This is a genomic window from Micromonospora coerulea, from assembly GCF_016598485.1.
GTDB classification, from domain to species: Bacteria; Actinomycetota; Actinomycetes; order Mycobacteriales; family Micromonosporaceae; genus Micromonospora; species Micromonospora coerulea.
In genome coordinates this window covers 26,783-50,721 of sequence record NZ_JAEMUW010000023.1, presented here as the reverse complement: position 1 = coordinate 50,721, position 23,939 = coordinate 26,783, and the positions used below count along the sequence as shown (strand labels likewise).

The following is a 23,939-nucleotide window of genomic DNA, read 5'->3' as shown; positions in this document are numbered from 1 at the left end:
GGCCGCCAGTCCCGGTGACTTGACGGTCGCCGCCGTGGCAGCCGAGTATTCCGCGACCGTTCTGCACTACGACCGAGACTTCGATCTGCTGGCCGAGGTGGGCGGCCCGCGCTCCGAATGGGTGGCACCGCCAGGCACCCGGTGACTCCAGGACCGTGTCACCCCAGCGAAGGCCGTGCGGAGCGGGCAGGATGACGGTATGGCCGAGCCGCACGACCTGACCGCCCTGGAACAGGCCGCCGCCGTCGGCCGGGGCGAGCTGTCCAGCGTGGAGCTGGTCGAGCACCACCTGCACCGGGTGGACGCGCTCGGCGACACCGTCGGCGCGTTCGTCACCGTGACGCCGGAGCGGGCCCGGGAGGCGGCCCGCGCCGCCGATGCCGTGCCCGCCGAGGAGCGCGGGCCGCTGCACGGCGTACCGACCGCGATCAAGGACCTGACGCTGACCGCGGGGGTGCGGACCACCTTCGGCTCGGCCGCGTTCGCCGACTTCGTACCGCCGGTCGACGCCGACGTGGTCCGGTTCATGGCCGCCGCCGGGCTGGTCAGCCTCGGCAAGACCACCACCTCCGAGCTGGGCTGCTCGCTCTACTCGGAGGGCCTGGTCGCGCCGCCGGCGCGCAACCCGTGGGCTCTCGCGTACACCGCGGGCGGCTCCAGCGGCGGCGCGGCGGCCGCGGTGGCGGCCGGGCTGGTGCCGGTCGCGCAGGGTTCCGACGGCGGCGGCTCGCTGCGCATCCCGGCGTCGCTCTGCGGCCTGGTCGGCTACAAGCCCAGTCGCGGGCTGGTCTCCGGCGGCCCGCTGGGCTTCGGCGCGTTCGGGCTGCCCACCAACGGCCCGCTCGGCCGGACCGTCACCGACGTGGCCGCGCTGCTCGATGTCATGGCCGAGCCGGTGCCCGGGGAGCCGTACCTGCCGCCGGCCGCGCCGGCCGGCGGCTACCTGCGCGCGGCCCGCGACGCGGCGCCCGGCCGGCTGCGGATCGGTCGCTTCACCACCCCGATGCTCGCCGACGAGCCGGTCCACCCCGACTGCGTGGCCGCCGTCGACCGGGCCGCCGAGCTGCTCGCCGCCGCCGGCCACGAGGTGGTCGAGGTTCCGGCGCCGCTCGGCCCGGAGGCGTGGCCGCTCTTCGAAACCATCTGGTACGTGCTGGCGCTCGCCCCGGTGCCGGCCGAGCGGGACGCCGACCTGCTGCCGCTGACCCGGTTCCTGCGCGACCGGGGCGCGGCCGTCGGCGCGGGCCCGCTGATGGCCGCTCTCGGCGAACTGCAGGCGCAGGTACGCCGCGGCGTCCGGCGTACCGCCGGCTGCGATCTGCTGCTCTGCCCGACCCTGGCCGCGCCGCAGGCGGCGGTGGGCGCGTTCGCCGCTCTCGGCCCGGCCGAGGATTTCGACCGGCAGCGGCGTTTCTCGCCGTACTGCGCCATCTTCAACGTCACCGGTGACCCGTCCGTTTCCCTGCCGATCGGCCGGACCGCGGACGGAATGCCCGTCGGCGTGCAGCTCACCGGCCGGTACGGCGAGGACGTCCGATTGATCGCCGCTGCCGCGCAACTCGAGCACGTGAGTGGCGGATGGGATCACCACCCCGCAATTTGGCGGGCCGTCGACTCCGCTAACGTGAATACCACAAGCGGAGTCGGGGAATCGTCTGCTTGATCGTCCACCCGACCCGGAAATTCTCTGGTCTCTCTTTCCGCCTGGGGGCGTTGGGATTGTCTGTTACCGAGACGTTGCTGATCTTCGTCGGCATCCCGGCGGCCGCGGTGCTGGTGATCGCCGGACTGGCACTCGCCGGCGGCCGTGGCGGTGGTGGCGGCGCCAAGCGCTACCGGCCGGGCCGACCCTTCGACTTCACTCCGGTCTGGTTCCTGGGCCGCCCGGAGCAGCTGGCCGACTCGGCCGGCACCGCGCTGGCCGCGGGCGCGCAGGCGCCGGCGCTGACCAGCCGCAAGCTTGAGAAGGCCGGCGTCGAGGCGCCGGCCGGTGGAACCGGAGGCGCAAGTGACCGTTGGTGAGAAGCAGGCCACGACGGGGACCGGTACCCCGCCCCAGGTGCTGGACGGGCCCTTCTCGACCCGTCAGCTGCTCCGCATCGACGAGGCGCTCCGCCTGGCCGACCAGGGCACCGGCCTGGTCTTCTCGATCTACGTGGGCGGCCTCGACGAGCCGATCCGGGAGCATGCCGAGCGGCTGCACCGGCAGCTCGCCGAGCCGGACAAGTCGGTGCTGATCGCCGTGTCGCCCAACCAGCGGCAGCTCGAGATCGTCACCGGCCGCTACGCGCGCAAGCGGATCCCCGACACGTACGCCAAGCTCGCCGCGCTCTCCATGGTGGCGTCCTTCGGCGGCGGTGACCTGGCCGGCGGCATCATCCAGGGCCTCGACCAGCTCGCCAGCCACGCCGGCAAGGGCTGAGCCCGCCCGGACGAACACGAGCCCGGCCCCCGGAATCGGCGGGCCGGGCCTTGTCGTCAGCGGGGCCAGATGCTCGGGTCGAGCCCATCGGCCACGGCTCGCTCACCTCGACGGCGTCGTCCGGCCCCACGGTGCCGAGCAGGCCTCCCATGGCGACCATGACGGCCGGGGCCGGCACGGGCGTTCGCCCACGCCGGCCCCGGCCGCGTACTGCTCGGTCAGGCGCTCCGGGCGTCCCTGGCGCGGGCCTTCAGCGCGCGGACCACACCGTCGCGGCCCTCGGCCACCAGGCGGCGCAGCGGCGCCGGGTGGCCCTCCTGCGCCAGCCACGCGTCGGTGGCCGCCACCGTGTCCTCCTCGACCAGGTACGCCGGGTAGGCGAGCTGCACGAACTCCTGCGCCGGCTCGCTGTCCCGCTGCGCCCAGACCTGGGCGACGGCGGCGAAGTACTTGTCCCGGTACGGCGCGGTGAGCTCCACCTGCGCCGGGTGGGTGAAGCCCTGCAGCAGCGCCCGGTTGCGCCAGTTCGGCAGCGCCTCCGAGCCGGTCAGCTGCGCCCACACGGTCGCCTTGTTCTCCGCGGTCGGCACCAGGGCATGCGCGTACGCGGCCTCCCGCTCGCCGCTGGTGGTGCGGTCGTTGGCCAGCTCGGCCTCCACCTCGGCGGCCCCGGCGGCACCGTTGGCCACCAGCGACTGCAGCACCGTCCAGCGCAGCTCGGTGTCCACCGTCAGCCCGGCGGGCACCTCGCCGCCGTTCAGCCAGCCGCGCAGGGTCGCCAGGTCCTCCGCCGAGCGGGCCGCGGAGGCGTACGCCCGGGCCCAGGCGAGCTGGAAGCCGCTGCCCGGCTCCGCCGCGGCCAGCGCGTCCTTCGCGGTCCGGGCCAGCCCGGCCCAGCCGGTCGGCGCCCACGCCGGGTCGGCATAGAAGGTGAGCGTGGTGGTCGCCTGCCGCAGGGTCGCGGTGACCAGGTTGATGTCGGTCTCGGCGGGCAGTCCGGCGAGCACCAGCGCGACGTAGTCGCGGGCGGCGAGCTCGGCGTCGCGGGTCATGTCCCAGGCGGCGGTCCAGCACAGCGCCCGGGCCAGCGACGACTCGAAGCCGGCGATGTGCTGGACCACGGTCGCCATCGACCGCTCGTCCAGCCGCAGCTTGGTGTACGTCAGATCGTCGTCGTTGAGCAGCAGCACGTCCGCGGCCGGCTTGCCCGGCAGCGCCGACAGCTCGGTCTGCTCGCCGGTCACGTCCACCTCGACCCGCTCCCGGCGGACCAGCCGGCCGTCGGTCAGGTCGTACAGGCCCACCCCGATCCGGTGGGTGCGCAGCGTCGGGTGCCCGGCCGGCGCCTCCTGGCGGACCAGCACCCGCTCGTAGGCGCCGTCCGCGCCGATGGTCACCTCGGGGCGCAGCGTGTTGACCTGCGCGGTCTCCAGCCACTGCGCGGCGAACTTGCGCAGTTCCCGGCCGGAGGCCGTCTCCAGCTCGGAGAGCAGGTCGTCGAAGGTGGCGTTGCCCCAGGCGTGCTTGCCGAAGTACGCCCGCAGCCCGGCCACGAACGGCTCCTCGCCGACGTACGCGACGAGCTGCTTGAGCACGCTGGCGCCCTTGGCGTAGGTGATGCCGTCGAAGTTGACCTCGACCGCCTCCAGGTCCGGCATCTCGCAGTACACCGGGTGGGTGGAGGAGAGCTGGTCCTGCCGGTAGCCCCAGTTCTTCCGGATCGACAGGAAGGTCGTCCACGCCTCGGAGAACCGGGTGGCGTGGGTGTTGCACCAGTGGCTGGCCCACTCGGCGAACGACTCGTTCAGCCACAGGTCGTTCCACCAGCGCATGGTGACCAGGTCACCGAACCACATGTGCGCCAGCTCGTGCAGGATCGTGTTGGCCCGCTGCTCGTACTCGAAGTCGGTGACCTGCGAGCGGAAGATGTAGTGCGACTCGGCGTGGGTCACGCAGCCGAAGTTCTCCATCGCGCCGGCGTTGAAGTCCGGCACCCAGAGCTGGTCGTACTTGGGCAGCGGGTAACGCACTCCGAACTGCTCGTGGAAGAAGTCGAAGCCCTGCTTGGTGATCAGGAACAGGTCGTCCGAGTCGAGGTAGCGCGCCATCGACGCCCGGCAGAAGACGCCCAGGTCGATCCCGTCGTGGCTGTCCCGCACCTCGTGGTACGGCCCGGCGCAGAGCGCGGTGATGTAGGTGCTCATCCGCGCCGACTCCACGAAGTGGACGGTCTTCAGCCCCTCGCCGGCCGGCTCCTCCCGCTGCACCGGCATGTTGGAGACCACCCGCCAGTGGTCCGGCACGGTGGCGTGCCAGGCGTAGACGCTCTTCAGGTCGGGCTGGTCGAAGCAGGCGAAGACCCGCTGCGCGTCGGCCGTCTCGAACTGGCTGTAGAGGTAGGTCTCCCCGTCGACCGGGTCCACCGTGCGGTGCAGGCCCTGCCCGCTGTTCGAGTACCCGAAGTCGGCGTCCACCACCAGGGTGTTCTCCGCGTCCAGGCCGGACAGCGTGAGGCCCTTGTCGGCCGACCAGCCGGAGACGTCGACGGGCGCGCCGTTGAGCGTCGCGGACCGTACCGACTCGGCGGCCACCTCGATGAAGGTCGTCGCCCCCGGCTCGGCGCAGCGGAACCGGACCTCCGTCACCGAGCGGAACGTCCGGCCGTCGGCGAGCACCGCGCTCGACAGGTCAAGGCTGATGTCGTACCCGGTCACGTCGAGCAGGCGGGCCCGCTCGGTGGCCTCGACCTGGGTCAGGTTGCGCACTCCCGGCACTGTTCGTCTCCATCCCACTCGCGCCGCGCCCCGGCGGCCCCGGCCTTTCCGGCCCGCTCGCGAAGGCCGGCCCGGTCCGAGTCTTCCATGCACCGACACCTTCGGTGGTTGAGGTCACGCTCTCATTCCGGTACCAGTCGGTGCTGCTCGGGGTGAGGATCGGGGGAGGCGCCGGGTTCACCGGCGCACCTGTCGTGAAGGGATCTCACCGTGACCGAACGTGTCGCCGTGGACATGTGGTTCGACCCGCTGTGCCCGTGGGCGTGGATCACGTCCCGCTGGCTGCTGGAAGTCGAGAAGGTCCGGCCCGTGGACATCAGTTTCCACGTGATGAGCCTGTCCGTGCTCAACGAGGGCCGGGACCTGCCCGAGCAGTACCAGGAACTGATGAAGAGCGGCTGGGGCCCGGTGCGGGTCTGCATCGCCGTGGAGCAGGCGCACGGCGCGGAGGTGCTGGCGAAGCTCTACACCGCCATGGGCACCCGGATCCACCTCGGCAAGGAGCCCCTCGCCCGGGAGATGCTGGTCGGCGCGCTCACCGAGGTCGGGCTGGACCCGGCGCTCGCCGACGCCGCCGAGTCCCCCGCGTACGACGAGGCGCTGCGGGCCAGCCACGAGGCAGGCATGCGGCCGGTCGGCACCGACGTGGGCACCCCGGTGATCCACGCCCCCGGCCCGGACGGCGGCAAGGTCGCCTTCTTCGGCCCGGTGATCACCCCGGCACCGAAGGGCGAGGCGGCCGGCCGGCTCTGGGACGGCGTACTGCTGGTCGCCGGCACCCCCGGCTTCTACGAGCTGAAGCGCTCCCGGGAGCTGGGGCCGATCTTCGACTGACCGGCCGGCGGCATTCCCCGAGCCCCGCACCGTTCCCGGCGTCACCGGGCCGGTGCGGGGCTCGTTTCACCGGGTGTCCCAGCCGACGGCCCGCAGGGCCGCGTCCGGCAGCTCGGAGGAGGCACTCCCATGGCTAAGCACCGCCATACGTCCGACGACGCGCCGCAGGAGACGGCGACCGAGGACCCCGGTGCGACGTACTGGTCCGTGGACGAGGCCGACTGGCCCGCCGTCCGCCCGTCCCTGCCGGCCGACATGGCCGACCTGCTGGCCCCGCCGATCGTGGTGGGCGTGGCGCGGGTGGTCGCCACCTCCCGGATGACGCCGCCCGCCGACGCGGGCCTGCCGACCCGGACGCCCGGTCCGCTCCGGGCCGGCGCGACCACCGTCCGGCTCGCCGCCGCCGCGACGGCCTCCTACCCGGCCGGCCCGGACGGCTCCGTCCCGGGCCGCCGTCCCGGTGCCGCCCCGACGTCCGGCCGGCACCGCACCGTCCACGCGCCGCTCGACCGCAACGGCTGAGCGCCGCCTTTCATCTGGTGGACGCGGTCCGGGTCCGGGTCCGGCGGGCCGGAGGCCGCGGGTAGCGTCGGTGGGCATGACGGTCGTGCATCCGATCGCCCGGGCCTGGATCACCACTGGCGGCACCGGCGCGCAGAACTACGACGAGTTCGCCGACGACGCGGAGATCACCGCGATCATCGAGGCGAACCCGCACAGTGCCCTCGGCATCGAGATGCCCCACCGGGCGCCGGAGAGCCTGGGGAAGTCCTTCCTCGACGCACTCCCCGACGCGGTGGCCCGGCTCGCCGAGGCCAAGGCGGACGGCAGCTACACCCCGGCCGAGCAGGTCGTGGTGCTCTACCGGATCAGCGCGCCGGGCGAGGAATCCGCGTACGGGCTCTTCGCCATGGTCGACACCGACCAGATCTCCACCCGGGCCGACGAGCCCGGCCTGGTGATCCGCAACGAGGACGTCTTCATCGCCAAGGTGCGGGAGCGGGTCGCCCTCGCCGAGGCGCTCGGGCACCTGCTCTCGCCGGTACTGCTGCTGCAGACCGGGCGTGGCGACGAGCTGCACGCCGCGCTGGCGGCGGCGACCGAGTCGGCCGGCGTGCCCGCCGCGACCGACGTCGACCAGTCCGGGCGGACGCACGCCATCTGGCTGCTGGGTCCGGGCCCGGAGCAGGACGCGCTGACCGCCCTCGCCGGTGGCGGCGAGCTGGTGGTCGCCGACGGCAACCACCGCAGCCTGGCCGCCCAGACCGGCGGGCTGCCCCGCTTCCTCTCGGTGATCACCACGCCGGCGTCGGTGGCCATCCAGCCCTACAACCGGCTGGTCAGCGAGCTGACCACGACCCCCGACGAGCTGCTCGGCCGGCTCCGCGCCGCCGGTGCGGAGCTCGCCGAGCTCGCCGGCCCGGTCGAGGTCCCGGCGGCCGGCGGCGCCGTCCACCTCTACCTCGCCGGCCGGGGGTACGCGGTCACCCTGCCGCACGTCGCCGGCGGCCGGTTGGAGAACCTGGACCACGCCCTGGTCGAGCGGCTGCTGCTGCGCGACGCGCTCGGCCTCGACCCGGGCGACAAGCGGATCACCTATGTGGGCGGGGACTACCCGGCGAGCTGGCTCACCGGGGAGGTCGACGCCGGCCGGGCCGAGCTGGCCGTGCTGATCGCCCCGGTCACGGTGGACGACTTCGTCGCGGTGAACCTCGCCCGGGAGAAGATGCCGCGCAAGAGCACCTGGTTCACCCCGAAGGCGCGTGGCGGCCTGGTCGTCGCCGAACTGTCCCGGGCGAACCTGTGACGAATCCGCCTCCGTGCCGCCGCCCGCGCGGCGGCACGGAGGCGGGCCTGTCAGACTGCGCGGTATGCGCGTCTACCTGGGATCCGATCACGCCGGTTTCGAGTTGAAGGTGCACCTGGCCAACCACCTGGCCACGCAGGGGTACGAGGTGGTCGACGTCGGCCCGCACGCCTTCGACCCGGACGACGACTACCCGGCGTTCTGCCTGCACACCGGCGCCCGCGTGGTCGACGACCCGGGCAGCCTCGGCGTGGTCATCGGCGGCTCCGGCAACGGCGAGCAGATCGCCGCGAACAAGGTCGCCGGCGTCCGCGCGGCGCTGGCCTGGAACATCGACACCGCGCAGCTCGCCCGGGAGCACAACGACGCGAACATCGTCGCGGTCGGTGCCCGCCAGCACACCCTCGACGAGGCGACCGCCCTGGTCGAGGCGTTCCTGACCACGCCGTTCTCCGGCAACCCCCGGCACTCCCGCCGGATCGACCAGGTGGCGTCGTACGAGCAGCGCCGCCAGCTCCCCGACCTGCCGGCCTGACCGCCGGCCGGCGGGCTCAGCGCCCGGAGCGGGGCAGGTCCTCGCGCGGGACCCAGTTGCGCCGGACGATCACCACGCGGGCCTCGGCCTCGGCCAGGTCCGCGTCGGTCGGCCGGGCGGCGTCCCGGGCCCGCAGCGCGGCGGTCACCCCCACCTGGGACGAGCCGGAGCCGACCAGGCCGCGCAGCCCCCGCTCGCCCTCCTCAACGGCCGGGCCGGGCCGCCGGCCGCGGGGCGGCTCGTCGTGCACGCCGGCCGTCGTCGCGCTCGGCCCGTCCGGGGCCGGCAACCCGCTCTCGGCGTCGCCGTGGTGCCGCAGCCGGCGCCGCCGTCGCTCCGCATCACCCATCAGCCGACCGTACCGCCTTCCCGGGCCCGTTCCGCCCCGAGCCGGGGCCGGTTCTTCCTCGGCGGCGGGTCAGAAGACCTCCATGGCAGCCGGGGCCCGGTGCCAGCCGAAGGCCGGTCCGGCGGTCGCCACGGTGCCCGGCACCAGCTCCCGGACCCGGCCGGCGGCGGCCAGCGTCCCGAGACCGGTGCCGCCCAGGTACAGCTCGCCGAGGGCGCGCACGTCGCAGGCGAGCCCGGCCGGCCCGGTGCTGGCCGTGCAGGTCGCCCCCGACGGACCGCCGACCAGCCGCCACCGGCCGGTGTTCTCCGGCAGCAGCTCGTCGCTGACTTCGATCACCACGTCCAGGTCGGTCGCGTACTGCCGGGCGGCCAGCGCGGCGGGCACGTCGACCACCCGTACCCAGAGCGTGTCGGAGAGGTGGGCGTCGAGCTGCCGCGGCTCGTTCACCAGCCACAGCAGCGGCTCGTCCACCGCGATCGGGGCGGACAGCCGCCGGGTCAGGTCGATCGTGAGCAGCAGCCGCCACAGCGCCAGGTACGCGTCGTGATCGGCGGCGACGACCTCGTCGACGCGCACCTCGCCGCGCGGGCCGGTGGGCTCCCACGCATCCTTCGTCCGGAACAGCGCGTACCCGTCGACCCCCGCCGGCCCCTCGTGCAGCAGCACCCGGCGCTCGGTGGCGCCCTCCCGCAGGCTCTTCACGTCGGCGAGCACGTACCGCCACCAGTGTTCGTCCCGGTTCGACCAGCCGGGGCGGCCGGCGCGGACCCGCTCGTACAGCTCGGCCAGCTCGGCCTGTCGCGCGGCCGGACGGTCCAGGCGGAGCGTGCCCGCCGCCGACGCCGGCAGGCGCAGCCCGGCGGTGTCGCAGCGGACGGTGAGCCGCTGCGCGGCCAGGCCGTACCCGAAGCGGGGATAGATCCGGCCCTCGCTGGCCCAGAGCACCGCGATCGGCTCCCGCCCGGCGTCCCGGATCTCCCGCAGCTGCCGGCGCATCAGCCCGGTGAGCAGGCCCCGGCGGCGGTGGGTCGGGGCGACCGAGACCATCGTCACGTGCGCCGCCGGCACGCTGGCGCCGGGCACCGCCAGCTCCCGGGTGAACGCGGCGGCGTGCGCGACCGCCGTCCCGCCGTCGCGGACGAGCAGGCCACGCTCGGGCTCGAAGACTCCCCGCTCGACCTCCAGGAGTTCCTGGTCGAGGCCGCCGTGGAACGCCAGGGCGAGCAGCCCGGCGATCTCGTCGAAGTCCCCGGCGCCCGGTACCACCACATCGGTCATCGGATGTGTCTAACCCATCACGGTCGGGGTCGGCGACCCATTTGCCGGCTCGCTACGCTCGGAAAGGTGGCCGGCGTCGGTCAGGGGGAGGACACGAGATGGCGGACCAGACACAGCCGTGGGCCGAGCGCACCGTGGAGGTGCCGCCGCAGCCCGGTGTCGGGGTGCCGACGCAACGGGACCCGTACCGCCGGGGGGTGGCGTCCGTGGGGCAGCCGCGCACCCCGCGCACCGAGCCGTTCCCCGCGGTCGACCCGGCCGACTGGTCGGCGGACTCCGGCCCTCGCCGGCCGCTGAGCTGGCACCTGGCCCAGCTGCGCCGGGGCGGCGAGTGGAGCGCGGCGGGCGGCCTCTTCGCCTTCGTGTGCTGGGGCATCTGGGCGATCTCCGGCCGCGGTGACCTGAGCGCCCCGCTGCTGACCTTCGTGCTGAGCCTGCTCACCGCCGTCGGCCTCTTCGCGCTCTCCCGCCTGCTCGGCCGGTTGATCTGGGAGCGGCAGCTCGGCCGGGTACGCCGGAGTGCCCGGGGCGCGCATCTGGTGACGGCGCTCTTCCTGGCCGGGGTGGGCGTGGCCTACCTGCAGCAGACCGAGTGGGTCGTGACGGCCTGGAACTGGGTCACTGGCAACTGACCAGGAGCCGCGGGCGGGTCGGCGGCCGCCGCCCGCCCGCGCGCCCGGTCGCGGAATGCCGCGACACCGGTCGTCACTCCACCAGGACGGCGGCTGCTTACCCGACCGGGCCGGGTTCATCCGTCCGCCCGCCGCGCTGAGCCGCCGGTCAGTGCGTGCGGCCGTGCCCCTCGGCGTCCGCCTTCGGCGAGGCGACCCGGGCGGCCGGATCCTCGACACCGGGCTCGCCGCCACCCGGGGCCACCATGCCGTCGTAGTTGTAGATGGTGCCGTGGTCACCGTGCTGCTTGGTGGTCCGGATGTACCGGTGGATCATGCCGTCGATCTCGATCTCCAGCAGGGCCCGGTCACCCGCGTCCTGGCTGCTGCCGTCGCGCGGACCACCAACGAGGTAGGCGTTCGTGTTCGTCTCCATGGCGGTCCCGGTACCCCGGTCCCGGCGGACGAAAACGACGAACCACCCGCCCGCCGGCCGTTCGGCGACCCGGGCGGTGCGTCCGGCGCACCGACCCCGGCCGGCCGTCGTGGAGCCGGACGTCGGCGGCCCAGCATGGGGCCATGGGCGCGTATCGATCAGCGTACGAGCGGAGCATCGCCGACCCGACCGGCTTCTGGCGGGACGCGGCGACGGACATCGACTGGTACCGGGCGCCGGAGCGGATCCTCGACGACAGCGCGGCGCCGCTGTACCGCTGGTTCCCCGACGCGGTCCTGAACACCTGCCACAACGCCCTCGACCGGCACGTCGCGGCCGGCCGTGGCGACCAGCCCGCGCTGATCCACGACAGCCCGGTCACCGGGACCGTGCGCACGTACCGCTACGCGGAGCTGCTGGCAGAGACCGCCCGGTTCGCCGGGGCGCTGCGCCGGCTCGGCGTCGGCCGGGGCGACCGGGTGCTGCTCTACCTGGCCATGGTGCCGGAGGCGGTGATCGCCATGCTGGCCTGCGCCCGGATCGGCGCGGTGCACTCGGTGGTCTTCGGCGGCTTCGCCGCGCACGAGCTGGCCGTCCGGATCGACGACGCCCGGCCCACCGTGGTCGTGGCCACCTCCTGCGGCATCGAGGTGGACCGGGTCGTCGACTACCACCCGATCCTCACCGCCGCGCTGGCCGAGGCGGCACACGCCCCCGCGCACTGCGTGATCGTGCAGCGCCCGCAGTGTCCCGCGCCGGTGCTGCCCGGCCGGGACCTGACCTGGGACGAGGTGATGGCGGACGCCGAACCGGTGGACTGCGTACCCGTCGCCGCCACCGACCCGCTCTACATCCTCTACACCTCGGGCACCACCGGCCGGCCCAAGGGCGTGGTGCGGGACAACGGCGGGCACGCCGTCGCGCTGCGCTGGTCGATGCGCAACATCTACGGCATCGAGCCGGGCGACGTCTTCTGGGCGGCCTCCGACGTCGGCTGGGTCGTCGGCCACTCCTACATCGTGTACGCGCCGCTGCTCACCGGCGCGACCACCGTGCTCTACGAGGGCAAGCCGGTCGGCACCCCGGACGCGGGCGCGTTCTGGCGGGTGGTCGCCCAGCACCGGGTGGCCGCGCTCTTCACCGCGCCGACCGCGATCCGGGCCATCCGCCGGCAGGACCCGGACGGCGCGCTGATCGCCGGGTACGACCTGTCCTGCCTGCGTACCCTCTTCCTGGCCGGTGAGCGGCTCGACCCGGACACCTGGGCGTGGGCGGGGGAGCAGCTCGGCGTACCGGTGGTGGACAACTGGTGGCAGACCGAGACGGGCTGGCCGGTGGCGGCGAACCCGCGCGGCCTGGAGCCGCTGCCGCTCAAGCCAGGCTCCCCGTCGGTGCCCGTCCCCGGGTACGACGTCCGGGTGGTCGACGGCGGCGGCCGCCAGGTCCCGCCCGGCACGGACGGCGCGATCGTGATCCGCCTGCCCCTGCCACCGGGTTGCCTGCCCACCCTGTGGGGCGACGACGACCGGTACGTCCGCTCCTACCTGTCCACCTTCCCCGGCCACTACCTGACCGGCGACGGCGGGCGCTTCGACGACGACGGCTACCTGTACGTGATGGGGCGTACCGACGACGTGATCAACGTGGCCGGGCACCGGCTCTCCACCGGGGCGATGGAGGAGGTGCTGGCCGGCCATCCCGCGGTCGCCGAGTGCGCGGTCATCGGGGTCGCGGACGCCCTCAAGGGTCAGGTGCCCAGCGGGTACGTGGTGCTCAAGGCGGGGGCCGAGGTCGACCCGGACGCCCTCACCGGTGAGCTGGTCGCCCTGGTCCGGCAGCGGATCGGCCCGGTGGCCGCGTTCCGCCGGGTGACCGTGGTCCCGGCCCTGCCGAAGACCCGATCCGGCAAGATCCTCCGCCGGACGATGCGTGGCCTGGTCGAGGGGCGCGACGAGCCGGCCCCCGCGACCATCGACGATCCGGCCACCCTGGCCGTCTTCCGCGGCCTCGGCAGTGCCGCCGACTGAGCCGGCCCAGCCCGAGGGCGACCGATCCGGCGACGTGGTCGCCTCCCGTCAGCCGGCGGCGAAGCGGTGCAGCGCGGTTGCCGCCTGAACGGAAGCTGTCGCACCCGCTCGGTAGGAAGAGGCACATGGGCGGGCAGGCAGGTGGAGCACCCTGGTATCGAGCAGCGCCGGTTCGTCTCCACAGGTACGACCCAGCCTGGCCCGTGCGTTATGCCGAGGAAGCCGAGCTGTTGATCCACACGCTCAGGGACTGTCTGGTTGCCGTCGAACACGTCGGGAGCACGTCAGTCCCCGGCCTGGCGGCGAAGCCGGTAATCGACATCCTTGCCGCTGTCCGGGACTTCGACGGCTTTTCAGAGCTCGTAGAGCGCCTACGGGGAATCGGCTACACCTACACACCCGAGTCCGAGGCTGACGACCCGAGCCGCCGGGTCTTCCGGAAGGGTCCCGAGGACCTCACCCGTCTCCGCACCCATCACCTGCACATCACCGAGCGTGACAGCCACTACTGGCGTCGCCTTATCGCCTTCCGCGACTACCTCCGCTCGCATCCAGCAGACGCCGACTCCTACCTCGCCCTCAAACGCGACCTCGCCGCCCGGCACGCGGCCGACTCCGGCTGTTATACGAGGGACAAGCGGGCGTTCGTCAGGGAGATAGAGAGGAGGGCCGGCATTCGGGCTGGATGAGGCAGGGGCGAGCAGATCTGCCCTTCGGGCAGGTGGACCGGCGCTTGGGCCCGCGAAGGCAGCCTGGTGGGCTAGTTCTTGATCCAGTAACGCCGCACGGTGCCGAGCTCGGTGTCCCGGAACCCCTCGAGGAGACCGCCGTGGCGCTCGATCGTCTTCGCTGAGGCGACGTTGTCCGCCTCGCAGATGATCAGCACCCGGTCCAAGCCGAGTACCCGCGCCTCGTCGAGCATTCGGCCCAGCGCCCAGGTGGCGACCCTCGCCGGCGCGCGGACGGCCGGATGCCGTAGCCGATATGGCCGACCCGCAGCACGAAGTCGTTCAGCTCGTGCCGGAATGCAATCCCACCGAGCACCTGGTCACCCTCGACGATCCATCGGTATTTGCAGTGCACCCGCCCGGCGCCCAGCGGCTTCGCCGGATCCGACGCGTCGGTCAGCCGGGCCACGAAGGCCGCGAACCCGGCCGGGGAGTCCACCTCGTCGGACGGCCGCAGCCCGAAACCGTCAGTTCGCAGTGCCGGGGGACGCGAGTGGTCCGCTCGCCTCGGACCGCCTCCCCACGGATGGACGGGCCGGCAGCCGCGGCCACGTTCCTTGAAGGGCAGGAGCGATCTGGCGCTCTCCCGGAAAACCAGGTTTTGCGCCGTTATCGTCCTAATCGTCATAAAACACCTTTAGGTCTCGGAGCAACCGATGTCGCATCACCTGGACACCCCGCTGGCCGCGCAGAGCGGCCAGCTCTACACCGACGATCTGTTCGTCTTCAAGGGCGAACGCGGCACGGTCTTCGTCATGGACGTCAACAGCTCCGTGACGAAAGCCGACATCAAGCGGGGCTTCCACCACGAGGCACGATACGAATTCAAGATTCACTTCAGCGGCGGCGAGCTTGAGGAGTTGACCTACCGGGTCGCCTTCGGCGAGCCGGACGGCTCGGGAAAGCAGTGGCTGACCCTGCACGCGCTCACCGGCGCGGAAGCCCGCGACGACGGCGCGACCGGCAGGCTCCTTCTCGAGGGGATGACCGGCGAGGTGACGAGCAGCGACAACCTGCGCATCTGGGCCGGGCGGATCAGCGACCCGTTCTACATAGACCTGGACCAACTCGCCACCGTCAACGCCGCCTTCAAGGACGGCGCAAAGTTGGACCGGTCGAAGTGGCGGCCGGAGAACGCGAAGAACAGCTTCGCCGGCACCACGGTCGAGTCGATCGTCCTCGAGGTCTCCCGGGACGAGCCGTTGCTCCTGCTGCCCGACGGCACCGAGATCGGCGTCTGGTGCACCACGAAGCTGGCAACCGACGCGGGCGGGTGGCGGCCGATCAACCGCGCCGGCCACCCCATGATGTGGCCCATCTTCTGGCCCACCGACACCGACTTCACCAACCCGGCCAACGCCCGGCACCCCTCAAAGGACCTGAGCGAGAACGGCGAGGAGATCGCCTCGGCCGTCGCACGCGTCGTCGCGGCCAACGGGACCGCCCCCGATCCGCAGGCGTACGGCTGGAGCGTGGCCCGGCAGGTCTATCCCGACCTGCTGACATATCAGCTCGGGACGCAGGCGAACTACGGCTTCGCGGTCCGCAACGGGCGCACCATGGCCGACAACGCACCCGAGGTGATGTTCTCCCTGGTGTTGAACACCGGCATGACCTCCGGCCTCACCCCCGACGTGACCAAGAACGCCCGCTCCGACACGTTCCCCTACGTGGTGCCCGCCTGACCGCCGTTCCGCCACCGGACGGAGTCACGCGGGTCGACCTGTTGGTTCTGCTGACTCCGTCGCTGGCGGATCTCCACGTCTGAGCCGTCCGGCGCGCCTGGTCCTGGTCCTCGACGGCAACTTGATCGGTCCGGTTCGTCCGCGCCCGTTCCCCCACGGTGGCTTCCACTCCTGCAGCGGCACTCGCCGGGCACCACGGATAGACGGCGCAGGCTACCCTCTACCGCACTGTGACAGGGGGTGGGCCGGTGGGTCATCGGCTGCGGCGCGTCGCGATGCTGCTGCTCGGCGCGGTGCTGCTGGGCACGGTCGGCCTGAGCGTCGGCTCCTGGTACGGCGGCCGCGGCGTCACGCCGCCCAGCTACGACCGGGCGCGGAGCGTGGCGGCGGAGCTGCTCCCCGATGCGGTGCCGTACGACTCGGATCGGATCGTGCATGGCTCCCGGTGGGACGTCAATTTCGCTGCCGACGACCTCGGCTCGGGTCAGGTGACCTTCTGGTACGACGACCGTGGCGACTGCGCGCTCACCGAGCAGCTGCGACGCAACGCCGCGACGCAGGGGTGGCAGGGCCTCCGCCGCGTGCCGCGCTACCGGTGCGGCTGGCGGGCCGAGCGGGACGGACTGACGGTCACGCTCACCCACTCGGCGAGCGGGTCGAGGCTGACCGTCGCACCGGCCGCGCCCGACAAGTTCCTCGCCGTCACGGTCACTGGCACCCTCCTCGGCGCCGCCGCCGGCGCGGCGCTGTTCTGGCTGGTGGCACGGCGACGTCCACCCGTACCCCTGCTGGTCGGCACCCTGGTGACGGTCGGCCTACTCCCAGGCGTCGCCCTCACCTGGGCGGGCTTGGGCATGAACATGCTCACCGAGCCGGTGTGGCCCATCTGGCCGGCGCTCGCTCCCCTGCTGGTACCGCTGTGGCTCGTGCTCCTGCCGGTGGGGGTGTACGCCCTCCCGAGGCGACAGAACTGGACCGACCCCGCCACCGGCTCTCCTGGCATGAGTGTTGAGGCGGAGACCAAGACCTTGGAGCCTTCTCGCAACGGCACTCGGATCGTGGTGGTGGTAACTGTCGCGTGCGTCCTGACCCCCTTAGTGACGGCTGTCGCCCTACTCTTCTTATTCGTTCGAGCGCAGCCCGATCTTCCGGCTTCCGAGCCCGTTGTGCCGTGGCCGATCGAGGCGACTGCAAGTACCACTTCCAACCCGTCTCCGACCGCCTCGGAGTCGGGAACCAGCCCAAGTGCCAGCAGGGATGGCTAAGCCGGCCGCCCGTCGAGCCGAGTACGGACTGGGACCCTGCGCCCCAAGGTGCTGTGCGGATCTCCTCGTCGGGCAGTCGTAGACCGTCCAGCCTCCCCGGACGGGGACAAGCTGGAGCGCCGTCGAGGCCGAACCCAGTGGACGTCATGGACGTTGCGTCCTTTGCCGAAAGCACCTTTTAGGCGAGGGGATCGGGCGGCACTAGGTATCTAGGACGCGGCGGCCTCGGCGCGCAGATCCCGGCGGAGACGGTCGACCGCCCGGGCGAACCCGAAGAGCAGCGCCAGCAGCACGGCACCCACCGTGGTGAAGAGCGGCAGAGTGAAGGACGGATCCTGCTCCGTCAGGCCCCTGACCTGGGAGCTCAGCACGACCGGCGCGAGCGCCGTGGCGCAGAGCATCAGCGCGGCCGGCCCGAGGACGAGCACACCGGCGCCGTTGACGGACGCGTGACGGGTCCGACCACCGGTCGGCTCACCCACCCAGGCGACGGCCGGCGCGTCGGCGGCGGTCGGACTAGCAGTCGAATCGCCCGCCGGGCCGACAACCCGCGAGCCCACCGCACGACCGTTCATCGTGCCGGCCGCGCCGATGGGCGCCGTTTCCGCCGGACCGGTCACCAGGACGATGCCGGACCCAAAGGCCAGGCCGAGACCGACCGCGACCAGCACCGGCCCGACCGTGTCGGCCGACGGGAGTTCCGCCCGGACCACCGGCCAGGTCAACGGGGTCGCGGCGACAGCCACCACCACTCCGATCGCGTCCCAGGGCAGCATCCGCGCCGCGTGCCGACCCGCCAGCGCACCGCCAGCCACCGCGAAGATCCCGAGCAACAGCACGAGCGACGTCCGGGTACCCGACGACGGGCCGGCGTCCGGGAACACGAACACCGCAACCGGCGCCGCCGCGGCCCCGAGCACCACCCAGCGGGCAGCCCGCGCGCGGCCGAGCCGGTAGGCGTAGGCGGTCAGCAGGAGCGCCACCACGGCGGCGAGCACCACGGCGGAGACCTGGGCGAACGACTCGATCGCCGGGTCCCGACCGGCCATCTCGTCGGAGCTGAGGCGGAGCTCCCGGATCGTCCCCATCCGCAGTGCGAGACCCAGGAGAAGCAGCGCGGCGACGGCGATCACCGCCACGGGCGCGCCGGGTCGAACCGGGCGGAGCCGACCCCGCCGTACCCGCTCCCCCGGACGTACGCGACGACGGCGGCGACCACGACGAGCCCGAGGGCGAGCCAGAGCTCCACGTCAACGGGGTCCACGATTCCGCGCTGCGCGGTCGGTGCCAACGGGGGGTACTCCGCGCGTCGGGGTAGCACCGCGCGGAACAGCTCGCTGCTGACCGGATGCAGGACCAGCCCGGCGGCCAGCCCCGCGCCGACCCACCACGCGGCGGCCGGCGACGCCTGCGCGAGCGCGAGCAGCACCCCACCCAGGGCCAGCCCGAGGCCCGCGGTGACGGCGAGCGCGATGGCGACCTCGCGGGTCGTGCCCAGCTCGATGGGCAGCAGCACCTTCGTCACGTCGGCGACGGTCAGGTCGGCGGCGAGGAAGACCGCCAGGCCGGCTGCCGCCACCGGCCACCCCGGCAGCCGCGGCAGCAGCGCCGGCACGGCGATCGCCACCGCGAGCACCGCCGCCGCGTACACGCCCGGTCCCATAGGCCCGCGGGCCAGCAGGTCGGTGAAGGCGGCGTACAGCGTCAGGTGGAACCCACGGGCCGCGACGAGCAGTCCGACCGCCGCGGCCGCGACGACGCCGACCAGGTCGGGCCATGCCGCCCGTGGTGTTGGCTCTTCATCCATGGTGGCCCTCCCTCGTGCCGGACGGACGCGTGATGCTGCCACAGATGTCGGCGGACCGGTGTCCCCTGAACAGCCTCGGCTCAGCCGACGCCCGCAACGCCGCGCTGTCGGTTGGCCGACGTACGAACGGTCGGCAGGAGATGGCGACGCGGCGTGGAAGGATGACGGTTCTGCGATATCTCAGAGATCGATGCACGATCAGTGGTCGCACCGTGCACGCCGCTGAGGTCGCGACCCGGGGGGGGGGGGTGACTGATGCGGGCGCAGCCCATGTCCTCTCGGCCGTGGTGGGCATGCCTGTGGGCGCTGGCATACCTTCTCGCCGCTCATGGGGTCGTCGTGGTGCTCTTGGGGCTCAACTCGAACTGGCTCAGCGGGCTCTACATGTCGATCTACGTGCTGCCACTCTCTGTGGTAGCCGCACCTGTGGCGTGGCTCATCCTTGCCCTGACCCACCGCAGACCGTGGCTGAAGCCTCAGGTGGACGCCCTCATCGCGGTCGTATTCGGCCTGACCATTGCGGCGATTCTGCTGTCTATCGCGGTGCTGCAGTCGGGTAACACCCTCGCCGGCGGCGCAGGTGCCAGCCTGGCGGACCTGATGGCGCGTATGTCCACGGTTCGACCCGGGCCGCGATGATCTACCAGCACGCCACAACGCAGCGCGACAAGAGCATTGCCGACGTCCTCAGCGCCAGCATTTCCGAGTAGCGGGATCTGGAGGCACTGGCTACCGGCGCGTGGCTGGCACGCCGTCGCCACCTGATCCGTAAGTTCCCAAGACCACGTTCAGGCCGTCCGGCACAGTCCGCCTTGGCCTGGTTCTCGCGCACTCGAGCGGCTGCGCATCCGGGCGCGGCGGCTCTGCGCGGCGGCCTGAGGCGCCGTCGGCTCGGCTGACGCTGCCCTGAAATCGGGGTCGACCACGTGCGGTAGCGCTGCCATGATGTCCACCGTGAAGATCACCTCTGGCTCGGAGCACCTCAGCTCGGGTCGACCCGGCACGGACGAACTGGGTAAGGGCCGTGCAAAGGCCGTGGCGACGATGCTCTTCGGACTTGTCGTGCTGGTCAACGCGCACTCCCTGCCGTGGGTAGTCGCGAGACCGGGGCAGGACGTCATTGATCGCCTGTTGGGTGGGGCGCCGACCGCCGAGGCGAAGACGTACGCGTTGACCGATCTGCCGGGCATTCAGGCGTCCCTGTATGCCGGTTGGGTCCTGCTGCTTTCGTTGCTGGTGGCGGCGTGGGTAAGGCCGGAGTGGCGCCGTGGTGTACGGATCGCCGCCCGGCTGCTGATGCTGGCGCTGATGCTGGCGCTGACGATGTTTGCACCGGGCGCCGCCATCGACGCTAGCGGATTCCCCATCGGCGATGGACCCAGCACTGACTTCCTCGCCGGCACCTACCTCGCGCTGTTCGGGACGATGCTGCTGGCCATTGGCGCTTCGGCTCTGCCGCCGTCGCCGCAGTCGTCGGCACCACCCACGCCCGCCCCGGTTGGGCCGACACCCGACGCCGAAGCCGTCGGAGCCGGGTCGTCGGCTCCCGCCGCACCGAGCACCCCGTTCCCGGCGCTGATGCTCGGCCAGAGCTGGTCGGCCCGCCCCGCGCGCCTGCCGTGGTGGCGTCAGCCCTGGCCCGTCACCGGCGTCGTGGTGGGCACCCTCACCGTGGCGATCCTGGTCGGGACGTTCGCCTGGCAGGCGACGCACCGGCCCGCCAACCGGCACCGCGACCTCGCGACGCTGCTGGTGGCATCGCCGGCCGACTCGACACCCGCTCAACCGGCAGCCGCCGACGACCGGGTCAACACCTCCCGGCTCCTGCCGCTCACGGACTTCCGGGCACTGATGCTCGCCGAGCAGCTACGCGATGACGTGCAGCACTCCGCGGGGACGGCGTGGACCCGGCCCGACCACGCCTTGGTGCAGGTCACGCTGCTCCAATTCGACTCGCCCCTGGTGGCCGACCAGTTCCAGCGGTCCTACGTCGACATCGAGGGGGCTGTCCGAAGCACGATCAACGGCGTGGACCTCCCCAATGTGCCGGGGGCCATGGTCTTCAGCGGTGAAGAGCAGGGACGGGTCGAGGTGAACGCGATCGCGCACCGGGATGACGTCGTGGTGCTCGTCAGCGCGAACGGTGGACCGTCGGACATCGACGCCACTGTCAATGCGCTGGTCCGCGAGCAATACGACCGGCTTTGAGTCAAATCGGCTCGGCTATGCGTCGACCTGCATCACGGCGTTTGCTCCTCGGCCGTCCGCCGGAGTAGTTCCCACTGCGGGTCGTAGCAGACCAGTCCGTGGGAGGCTGCCATGCGAGCGGCTTCGGCCGAGACTTCCTTCTCCAGCCAAAACTCCCTCCTACGGTGGTCTTGCCGTAGCCCTTCGTCGATGCGCTGATCTTCACCGGCGCGAAGGGGGCGCCGCTGCGTTCCGGCAACTTCGGGCGGGCCGTCAGGTGGACCAAGACGGTCGCCTCGGTGGGGCTGGCTGGCTTCCACTTCCACGACCTACGGCACACCGGCAACACGCTCGCCGCGTCGGCGCGGGCCAGCACCCGCGAACTCATGCACCGCATGGGACACGCGACCATGCGCGCCGCCCTGATCTACCAGCACGCCACCAGCGAGCGCGACCACGAGATCGCCCGGACGATGGACCGCCGCATCGCCGGCGAGGGCCGATGTCGACGGTGAATGGCACGCGGATGGCACGCAAGATCCCAACTCGGGGAGAAGGACCGCTCGTGCCCGCCTGCGCCCGCTGGGGAGGCCGGTTACTGGCCAGTGGATGGCCCGACCCGCCGCCCACAGCTTGCGGCACAAGTGCTTCCGCTCGTGGACGCCGTACTCGCCGAGATCGGCGGCCTGACCGACCGCTGACGGATCCGGGTCGTCGCCGCCGGCCGAGACCCGTTGAGAACTACTGGCTTTACTGCTTTACTACGCCCTTAGTAAAGGAGGGGAGGTCCTTTGTTCCACTTCCGGCTCGACACCAGCTCCGGCGTACCGCCGTATCTGCAGCTGGTCCAGCAGGTCCAGCAGGCAGTCCTGCTGGGTTTTCTTCAGCCCGGCGACCGCCTGCCCCTGATCCGGGAGGTCGTCGAGTCCCTCGCCATCAACCCGAACACAGTGGCGAAGGCATACCGCCAGCTGGAGCAGGGGGACCTCGTCACCGGCCGGCCCGGCCACGGCACGTTCGTCAACGACACACTGCCGGCTGCGGTGCCCCCGGCGACCTACACCTCGCTGCGACACGGCCTGCAAACCTGGCTGCGCCGGGCGTACGCAGCAGGGCTCGACGATCACGCAATCGCCGCCCTCTTCTCCAGCGTCCACCACCAGACGAAGACGAAGACGAAGAGGAAGACGGCATGAGGGCCCAGCCGGCGCTGCGTACCCGGAACGTCGGCAAGCGGTATCGCGAGGCCTGGGCCTTGCGCGACTGCACGCTGGAGCTGCCGCCCGGCCGTGTCAGCGCACTGGTCGGCCCGAACGGCGCCGGCAAGACCACCTTGCTGCGACTGTCGGTCGGTCTGCTCACGCCGACGGTGGGATCGGTCGAGGTGTTCGGCGAATCGCCCACCACGAACAGCGTGCGGGCCTTGTCCCGCATCGGTTTCCTTGCGCAGGACCACCCGCTCTACCGCCAGTTCACCGTGGCGGATCTGCTGCGCTTCGGCCGCTCGTGCAACGTGCGCTTCGACCACGAACTGGCCGCGCGGCGCCTGACCCAGCTGGGCATTTCGCTGGACGCCCGCGCCGGCGCGCTCTCCGGAGGGCAGCAGTCCCAGGTGGCGCTCGCGCTGGCGCTGGCCAAGCGACCCAATCTGCTGGTGCTCGACGAGCCGATGTCCAGTCTGGATCCGTTGGCACGGCAGGAGTTCCAGCAGACCCTCATGGGCGCGGTCGCCGACGGCGAATTGACCGTGTTGTTCTCCTCCCACGCCGTCCACGAGCTCGAACGGGTCTGCGACCACCTCGTCGTGATCAACCACGGCCAGGTCGTGCTCAGCGGCGACATCGACTCGCTGCTCGCCGAGCACCGCCTGCTCGTGGGTCCGCGGATCGAGACAGACCCCCGCGGCTCCCGGTCCGTGGTCGAGGTCAAGCACAGCGACAGACACAGCACCTTGCTGGTACGCCAAGGAGCGGCAGCGATCATGCCCGGTTGGCAGGCAAACCCCGTCGGGTTGGAAGAGCTGGTGCTGGCCTACCTGCGCCGACCCGTCGACCTCGAGGCCGGGTCCCACAAGGAGCCGGCATGACATGGATGATGTGGCGCCAGCATCGCAGCGAGGCCCTGGCCCTGGCGATCTTCGTCGGCGTCGTCGCTATGGTGCTCTTCATACTCGGCCGGCCGATGCACGCCCTGTTCCCGCTGGGCTCCGCGCACTGCCTGGCGCCGCCGCTGGACCAGGCCTGCCGCTCCGCGCTGGTTCGGCTCCAGCAGGACTACGGCTACAGCACTGCCGTGCTGATCCTGCTCAACTTCGCGCCGTACGCGATCAGCGGGTTCCTCGGCGCGCCGCTGCTCGCCCGTGAACTAGAGGCGGGCACCTGGCAGTTGGTCTGGACACAGGCAGTGCCCCGTAGGCGCTGGCTGGCCTTCAAGGTCGTGGCGCTCGGCACAGTCAGCGTCCTTCTCGCCGCAGGCCTGTCCGCAGTGATCGGCTGGTATCGGCGACCGCTTGATCTGCTGGGCGGCGGGTTCGACATCACAGGCTTCGACCTCACGGGCGTCGCGCCCATGGCGTACACACTGTTTGCGTTCGCGCTGAGTGTCGCCGCCGGAGCGGTGCTGCGCCGCAGTCTGCCGGCGGCCGCCGGGGCGTTCGTCGTGTTCTTGGCGATGCGCTTCACCGTCGCCGGCTGGATCCGTCCTCACTTCGTCACGCCGGTCACCCGCGTCGAGGCCTTCGTTCCAGGATCCGGCGACATCACCGACGGCACGTCCAACGTGCAGGACATGATCCTGGACCAGGGCTTCATCGACGCTGGCGGCCGGCACATCACCGGACTCGGCGCCGTCATCATGGAGGGCAAGGCTCGTGAAGGGGGCGGCGACCCCACCACCTACCTCCACGACCACGGTATCCAGCGTTGGGTCGTCTACCAGCCCATTGAGCGATACTGGACCTTCCAGCTCATCGAGACCGTCACCTTCGTCGGGTTGGCCGTGCTGTTGCTGGCGCTGGTCTTCTGGCGGATCCGGCGCTCCGCGTTCTGAGGAGAACGGACTGACAGCGAGCGTCAACCGGCGCGGCGTCGGCGTGGGCGGCCAGAAGCGACCTAGAAGAAGATCGCGGATAGCTGGTTGCCACGCACCGGCGGGGAGCTGCGGTTCGGGCCGGTGAAGACGGACGGATCGGA

Annotated in this window: 25 protein-coding genes; 18 read left to right on the top strand and 7 right to left on the bottom strand. The window is 72.1% G+C overall.

Annotated features, from left to right (window positions below; genetic code table 11):
• Positions 1-199: 199 nt before the first annotated feature.
• Genes I8N68_RS25520 through I8N68_RS25510 form a run of 3 tightly spaced genes read left to right on the top strand, consistent with a single transcriptional unit; the run spans position 200 to position 2,422 of the window.
• Positions 200-1,663 carry an amidase gene (locus I8N68_RS25520; protein ID WP_200215029.1) on the top strand — a complete coding sequence of 488 codons (1,464 nt, stop codon included), beginning with the start codon at positions 200-202 and terminating at the stop codon, positions 1,661-1,663.
• Positions 1,664-1,719: 56 nt separating this feature from the next.
• On the top strand, positions 1,720-2,022 hold the full coding sequence (ctaJ, locus tag I8N68_RS25515; protein WP_443673264.1) for an aa3-type cytochrome oxidase subunit CtaJ: 303 nt from the start codon (positions 1,720-1,722) through the stop codon (positions 2,020-2,022).
• A complete protein-coding gene (locus tag I8N68_RS25510; RefSeq protein WP_200215028.1) occupies positions 2,009-2,422 on the top strand; it encodes a DUF5130 family protein in 414 nt (137 codons plus the stop codon). Before ctaJ ends, I8N68_RS25510 begins: the two co-directional genes overlap by 14 nt.
• A 218-nt stretch (positions 2,423-2,640) precedes the next feature.
• Here the strand turns inward: I8N68_RS25510 and pepN are convergent, their stop codons facing one another.
• On the bottom strand, positions 2,641-5,187 hold the full coding sequence (gene pepN / locus I8N68_RS25505) for an aminopeptidase N (RefSeq protein ID WP_200215027.1): 2,547 nt from the start codon (positions 5,185-5,187) through the stop codon (positions 2,641-2,643).
• A gap of 219 nt (positions 5,188-5,406) precedes the next feature.
• Between pepN and I8N68_RS25500 the strand changes: the two genes are divergently transcribed.
• From I8N68_RS25500 to I8N68_RS25485, 4 genes are all read left to right on the top strand, one after another.
• Positions 5,407-6,030, top strand: coding sequence for a mycothiol-dependent nitroreductase Rv2466c family protein (locus I8N68_RS25500; protein WP_200215026.1), 624 nt, complete (start codon positions 5,407-5,409; stop codon positions 6,028-6,030).
• Positions 6,031-6,159: 129 nt separating this feature from the next.
• Complete coding sequence (locus I8N68_RS25495; RefSeq protein ID WP_200215025.1) at positions 6,160-6,552, top strand: hypothetical protein; 393 nt, start codon at positions 6,160-6,162, stop codon at positions 6,550-6,552.
• Between the two features lie 76 nt (positions 6,553-6,628).
• Positions 6,629-7,837 (top strand): DUF1015 family protein, encoded by a 1,209-nt coding sequence (locus tag I8N68_RS25490; protein WP_200215024.1) that lies wholly within the window; start codon positions 6,629-6,631, stop codon positions 7,835-7,837.
• Positions 7,838-7,901: 64 nt separating this feature from the next.
• A complete protein-coding gene (locus tag I8N68_RS25485) occupies positions 7,902-8,372 on the top strand; it encodes a ribose-5-phosphate isomerase (protein WP_200215023.1) in 471 nt (156 codons plus the stop codon).
• 16 nt (positions 8,373-8,388) lie between these two features.
• Here I8N68_RS25485 and I8N68_RS25480 read toward each other — a convergent pair whose 3' ends face one another.
• A complete protein-coding gene (locus I8N68_RS25480; protein ID WP_200215022.1) occupies positions 8,389-8,721 on the bottom strand; it encodes a hypothetical protein in 333 nt (110 codons plus the stop codon).
• A 69-nt stretch (positions 8,722-8,790) separates the two neighbouring features.
• Entirely contained in the window at positions 8,791-10,002 is a 1,212-nt protein-coding gene (locus I8N68_RS25475) for a GNAT family N-acetyltransferase (RefSeq protein ID WP_200215021.1), read from the bottom strand.
• Between the two features lie 98 nt (positions 10,003-10,100).
• Here I8N68_RS25475 and I8N68_RS25470 point away from each other — a divergent pair, with 98 nt between their 5' ends.
• Positions 10,101-10,634, top strand: coding sequence for a hypothetical protein (locus I8N68_RS25470; protein WP_200215020.1), 534 nt, complete (start codon positions 10,101-10,103; stop codon positions 10,632-10,634).
• Positions 10,635-10,782: 148 nt separating this feature from the next.
• Here the strand turns inward: I8N68_RS25470 and I8N68_RS25465 are convergent, their stop codons facing one another.
• Positions 10,783-11,049: a hypothetical protein gene (locus I8N68_RS25465; RefSeq protein ID WP_200215019.1), complete on the bottom strand. Its 267-nt coding sequence runs from the start codon at positions 11,047-11,049 to the stop codon at positions 10,783-10,785.
• Positions 11,050-11,192: 143 nt separating this feature from the next.
• Here I8N68_RS25465 and I8N68_RS25460 point away from each other — a divergent pair, with 143 nt between their 5' ends.
• Both I8N68_RS25460 and I8N68_RS25455 read left to right on the top strand, forming a co-directional pair.
• Positions 11,193-13,076 carry a propionyl-CoA synthetase gene (locus tag I8N68_RS25460; RefSeq protein WP_200215018.1) on the top strand — a complete coding sequence of 628 codons (1,884 nt, stop codon included), beginning with the start codon at positions 11,193-11,195 and terminating at the stop codon, positions 13,074-13,076.
• A 125-nt stretch (positions 13,077-13,201) separates the two neighbouring features.
• Entirely contained in the window at positions 13,202-13,765 is a 564-nt protein-coding gene (locus I8N68_RS25455; protein ID WP_234040571.1) for a GrpB family protein, read from the top strand.
• 71 nt (positions 13,766-13,836) lie between these two features.
• Here I8N68_RS25455 and I8N68_RS25450 read toward each other — a convergent pair whose 3' ends face one another.
• Positions 13,837-13,998, bottom strand: a complete 162-nt coding sequence (locus tag I8N68_RS25450) for a GNAT family N-acetyltransferase (RefSeq protein WP_200215016.1) — start codon at positions 13,996-13,998, stop codon at positions 13,837-13,839.
• A gap of 462 nt (positions 13,999-14,460) precedes the next feature.
• Between I8N68_RS25450 and I8N68_RS25445 the strand changes: the two genes are divergently transcribed.
• Together I8N68_RS25445 and I8N68_RS25440 are read left to right on the top strand one after the other, a co-directional pair.
• On the top strand, positions 14,461-15,489 hold the full coding sequence (locus I8N68_RS25445; RefSeq protein WP_200215015.1) for a DUF4331 family protein: 1,029 nt from the start codon (positions 14,461-14,463) through the stop codon (positions 15,487-15,489).
• 275 nt (positions 15,490-15,764) lie between these two features.
• A complete protein-coding gene (locus I8N68_RS25440) occupies positions 15,765-16,754 on the top strand; it encodes a hypothetical protein (protein ID WP_200215014.1) in 990 nt (329 codons plus the stop codon).
• Between the two features lie 209 nt (positions 16,755-16,963).
• Here I8N68_RS25440 and I8N68_RS25435 read toward each other — a convergent pair whose 3' ends face one another.
• Both I8N68_RS25435 and I8N68_RS25430 read right to left on the bottom strand, forming a co-directional pair.
• A complete protein-coding gene (locus tag I8N68_RS25435) occupies positions 16,964-17,893 on the bottom strand; it encodes a hypothetical protein (protein WP_200215013.1) in 930 nt (309 codons plus the stop codon).
• Complete coding sequence (locus tag I8N68_RS25430; RefSeq protein WP_200215012.1) at positions 17,884-18,561, bottom strand: hypothetical protein; 678 nt, start codon at positions 18,559-18,561, stop codon at positions 17,884-17,886. The genes I8N68_RS25435 and I8N68_RS25430 overlap by 10 nt, the downstream gene beginning before the upstream one ends.
• 339 nt (positions 18,562-18,900) lie before the next feature.
• On the opposite strand from I8N68_RS25430, the gene I8N68_RS25425 reads away from it, so the two are divergent.
• From I8N68_RS25425 to I8N68_RS25400, 6 genes are all read left to right on the top strand, one after another.
• Entirely contained in the window at positions 18,901-19,200 is a 300-nt protein-coding gene (locus tag I8N68_RS25425; RefSeq protein WP_200215011.1) for a hypothetical protein, read from the top strand.
• A gap of 315 nt (positions 19,201-19,515) precedes the next feature.
• A complete protein-coding gene (locus tag I8N68_RS25420; RefSeq protein ID WP_200215010.1) occupies positions 19,516-20,769 on the top strand; it encodes a hypothetical protein in 1,254 nt (417 codons plus the stop codon).
• Between the two features lie 194 nt (positions 20,770-20,963).
• Positions 20,964-21,263: a tyrosine-type recombinase/integrase gene (locus tag I8N68_RS25415; protein WP_200215065.1), complete on the top strand. Its 300-nt coding sequence runs from the start codon at positions 20,964-20,966 to the stop codon at positions 21,261-21,263.
• Between the two features lie 276 nt (positions 21,264-21,539).
• Positions 21,540-21,944, top strand: a complete 405-nt coding sequence (locus I8N68_RS25410; RefSeq protein ID WP_200215009.1) for a GntR family transcriptional regulator — start codon at positions 21,540-21,542, stop codon at positions 21,942-21,944.
• Positions 21,941-22,834: an ABC transporter ATP-binding protein gene (locus I8N68_RS25405; RefSeq protein WP_200215008.1), complete on the top strand. Its 894-nt coding sequence runs from the start codon at positions 21,941-21,943 to the stop codon at positions 22,832-22,834. The genes I8N68_RS25410 and I8N68_RS25405 overlap by 4 nt, the downstream gene beginning before the upstream one ends.
• Positions 22,835-22,839: 5 nt before the next feature.
• A complete protein-coding gene (locus I8N68_RS25400; RefSeq protein ID WP_234040570.1) occupies positions 22,840-23,796 on the top strand; it encodes an ABC-2 membrane transporter-related protein in 957 nt (318 codons plus the stop codon).
• Positions 23,797-23,939 lie beyond the last annotated feature (143 nt).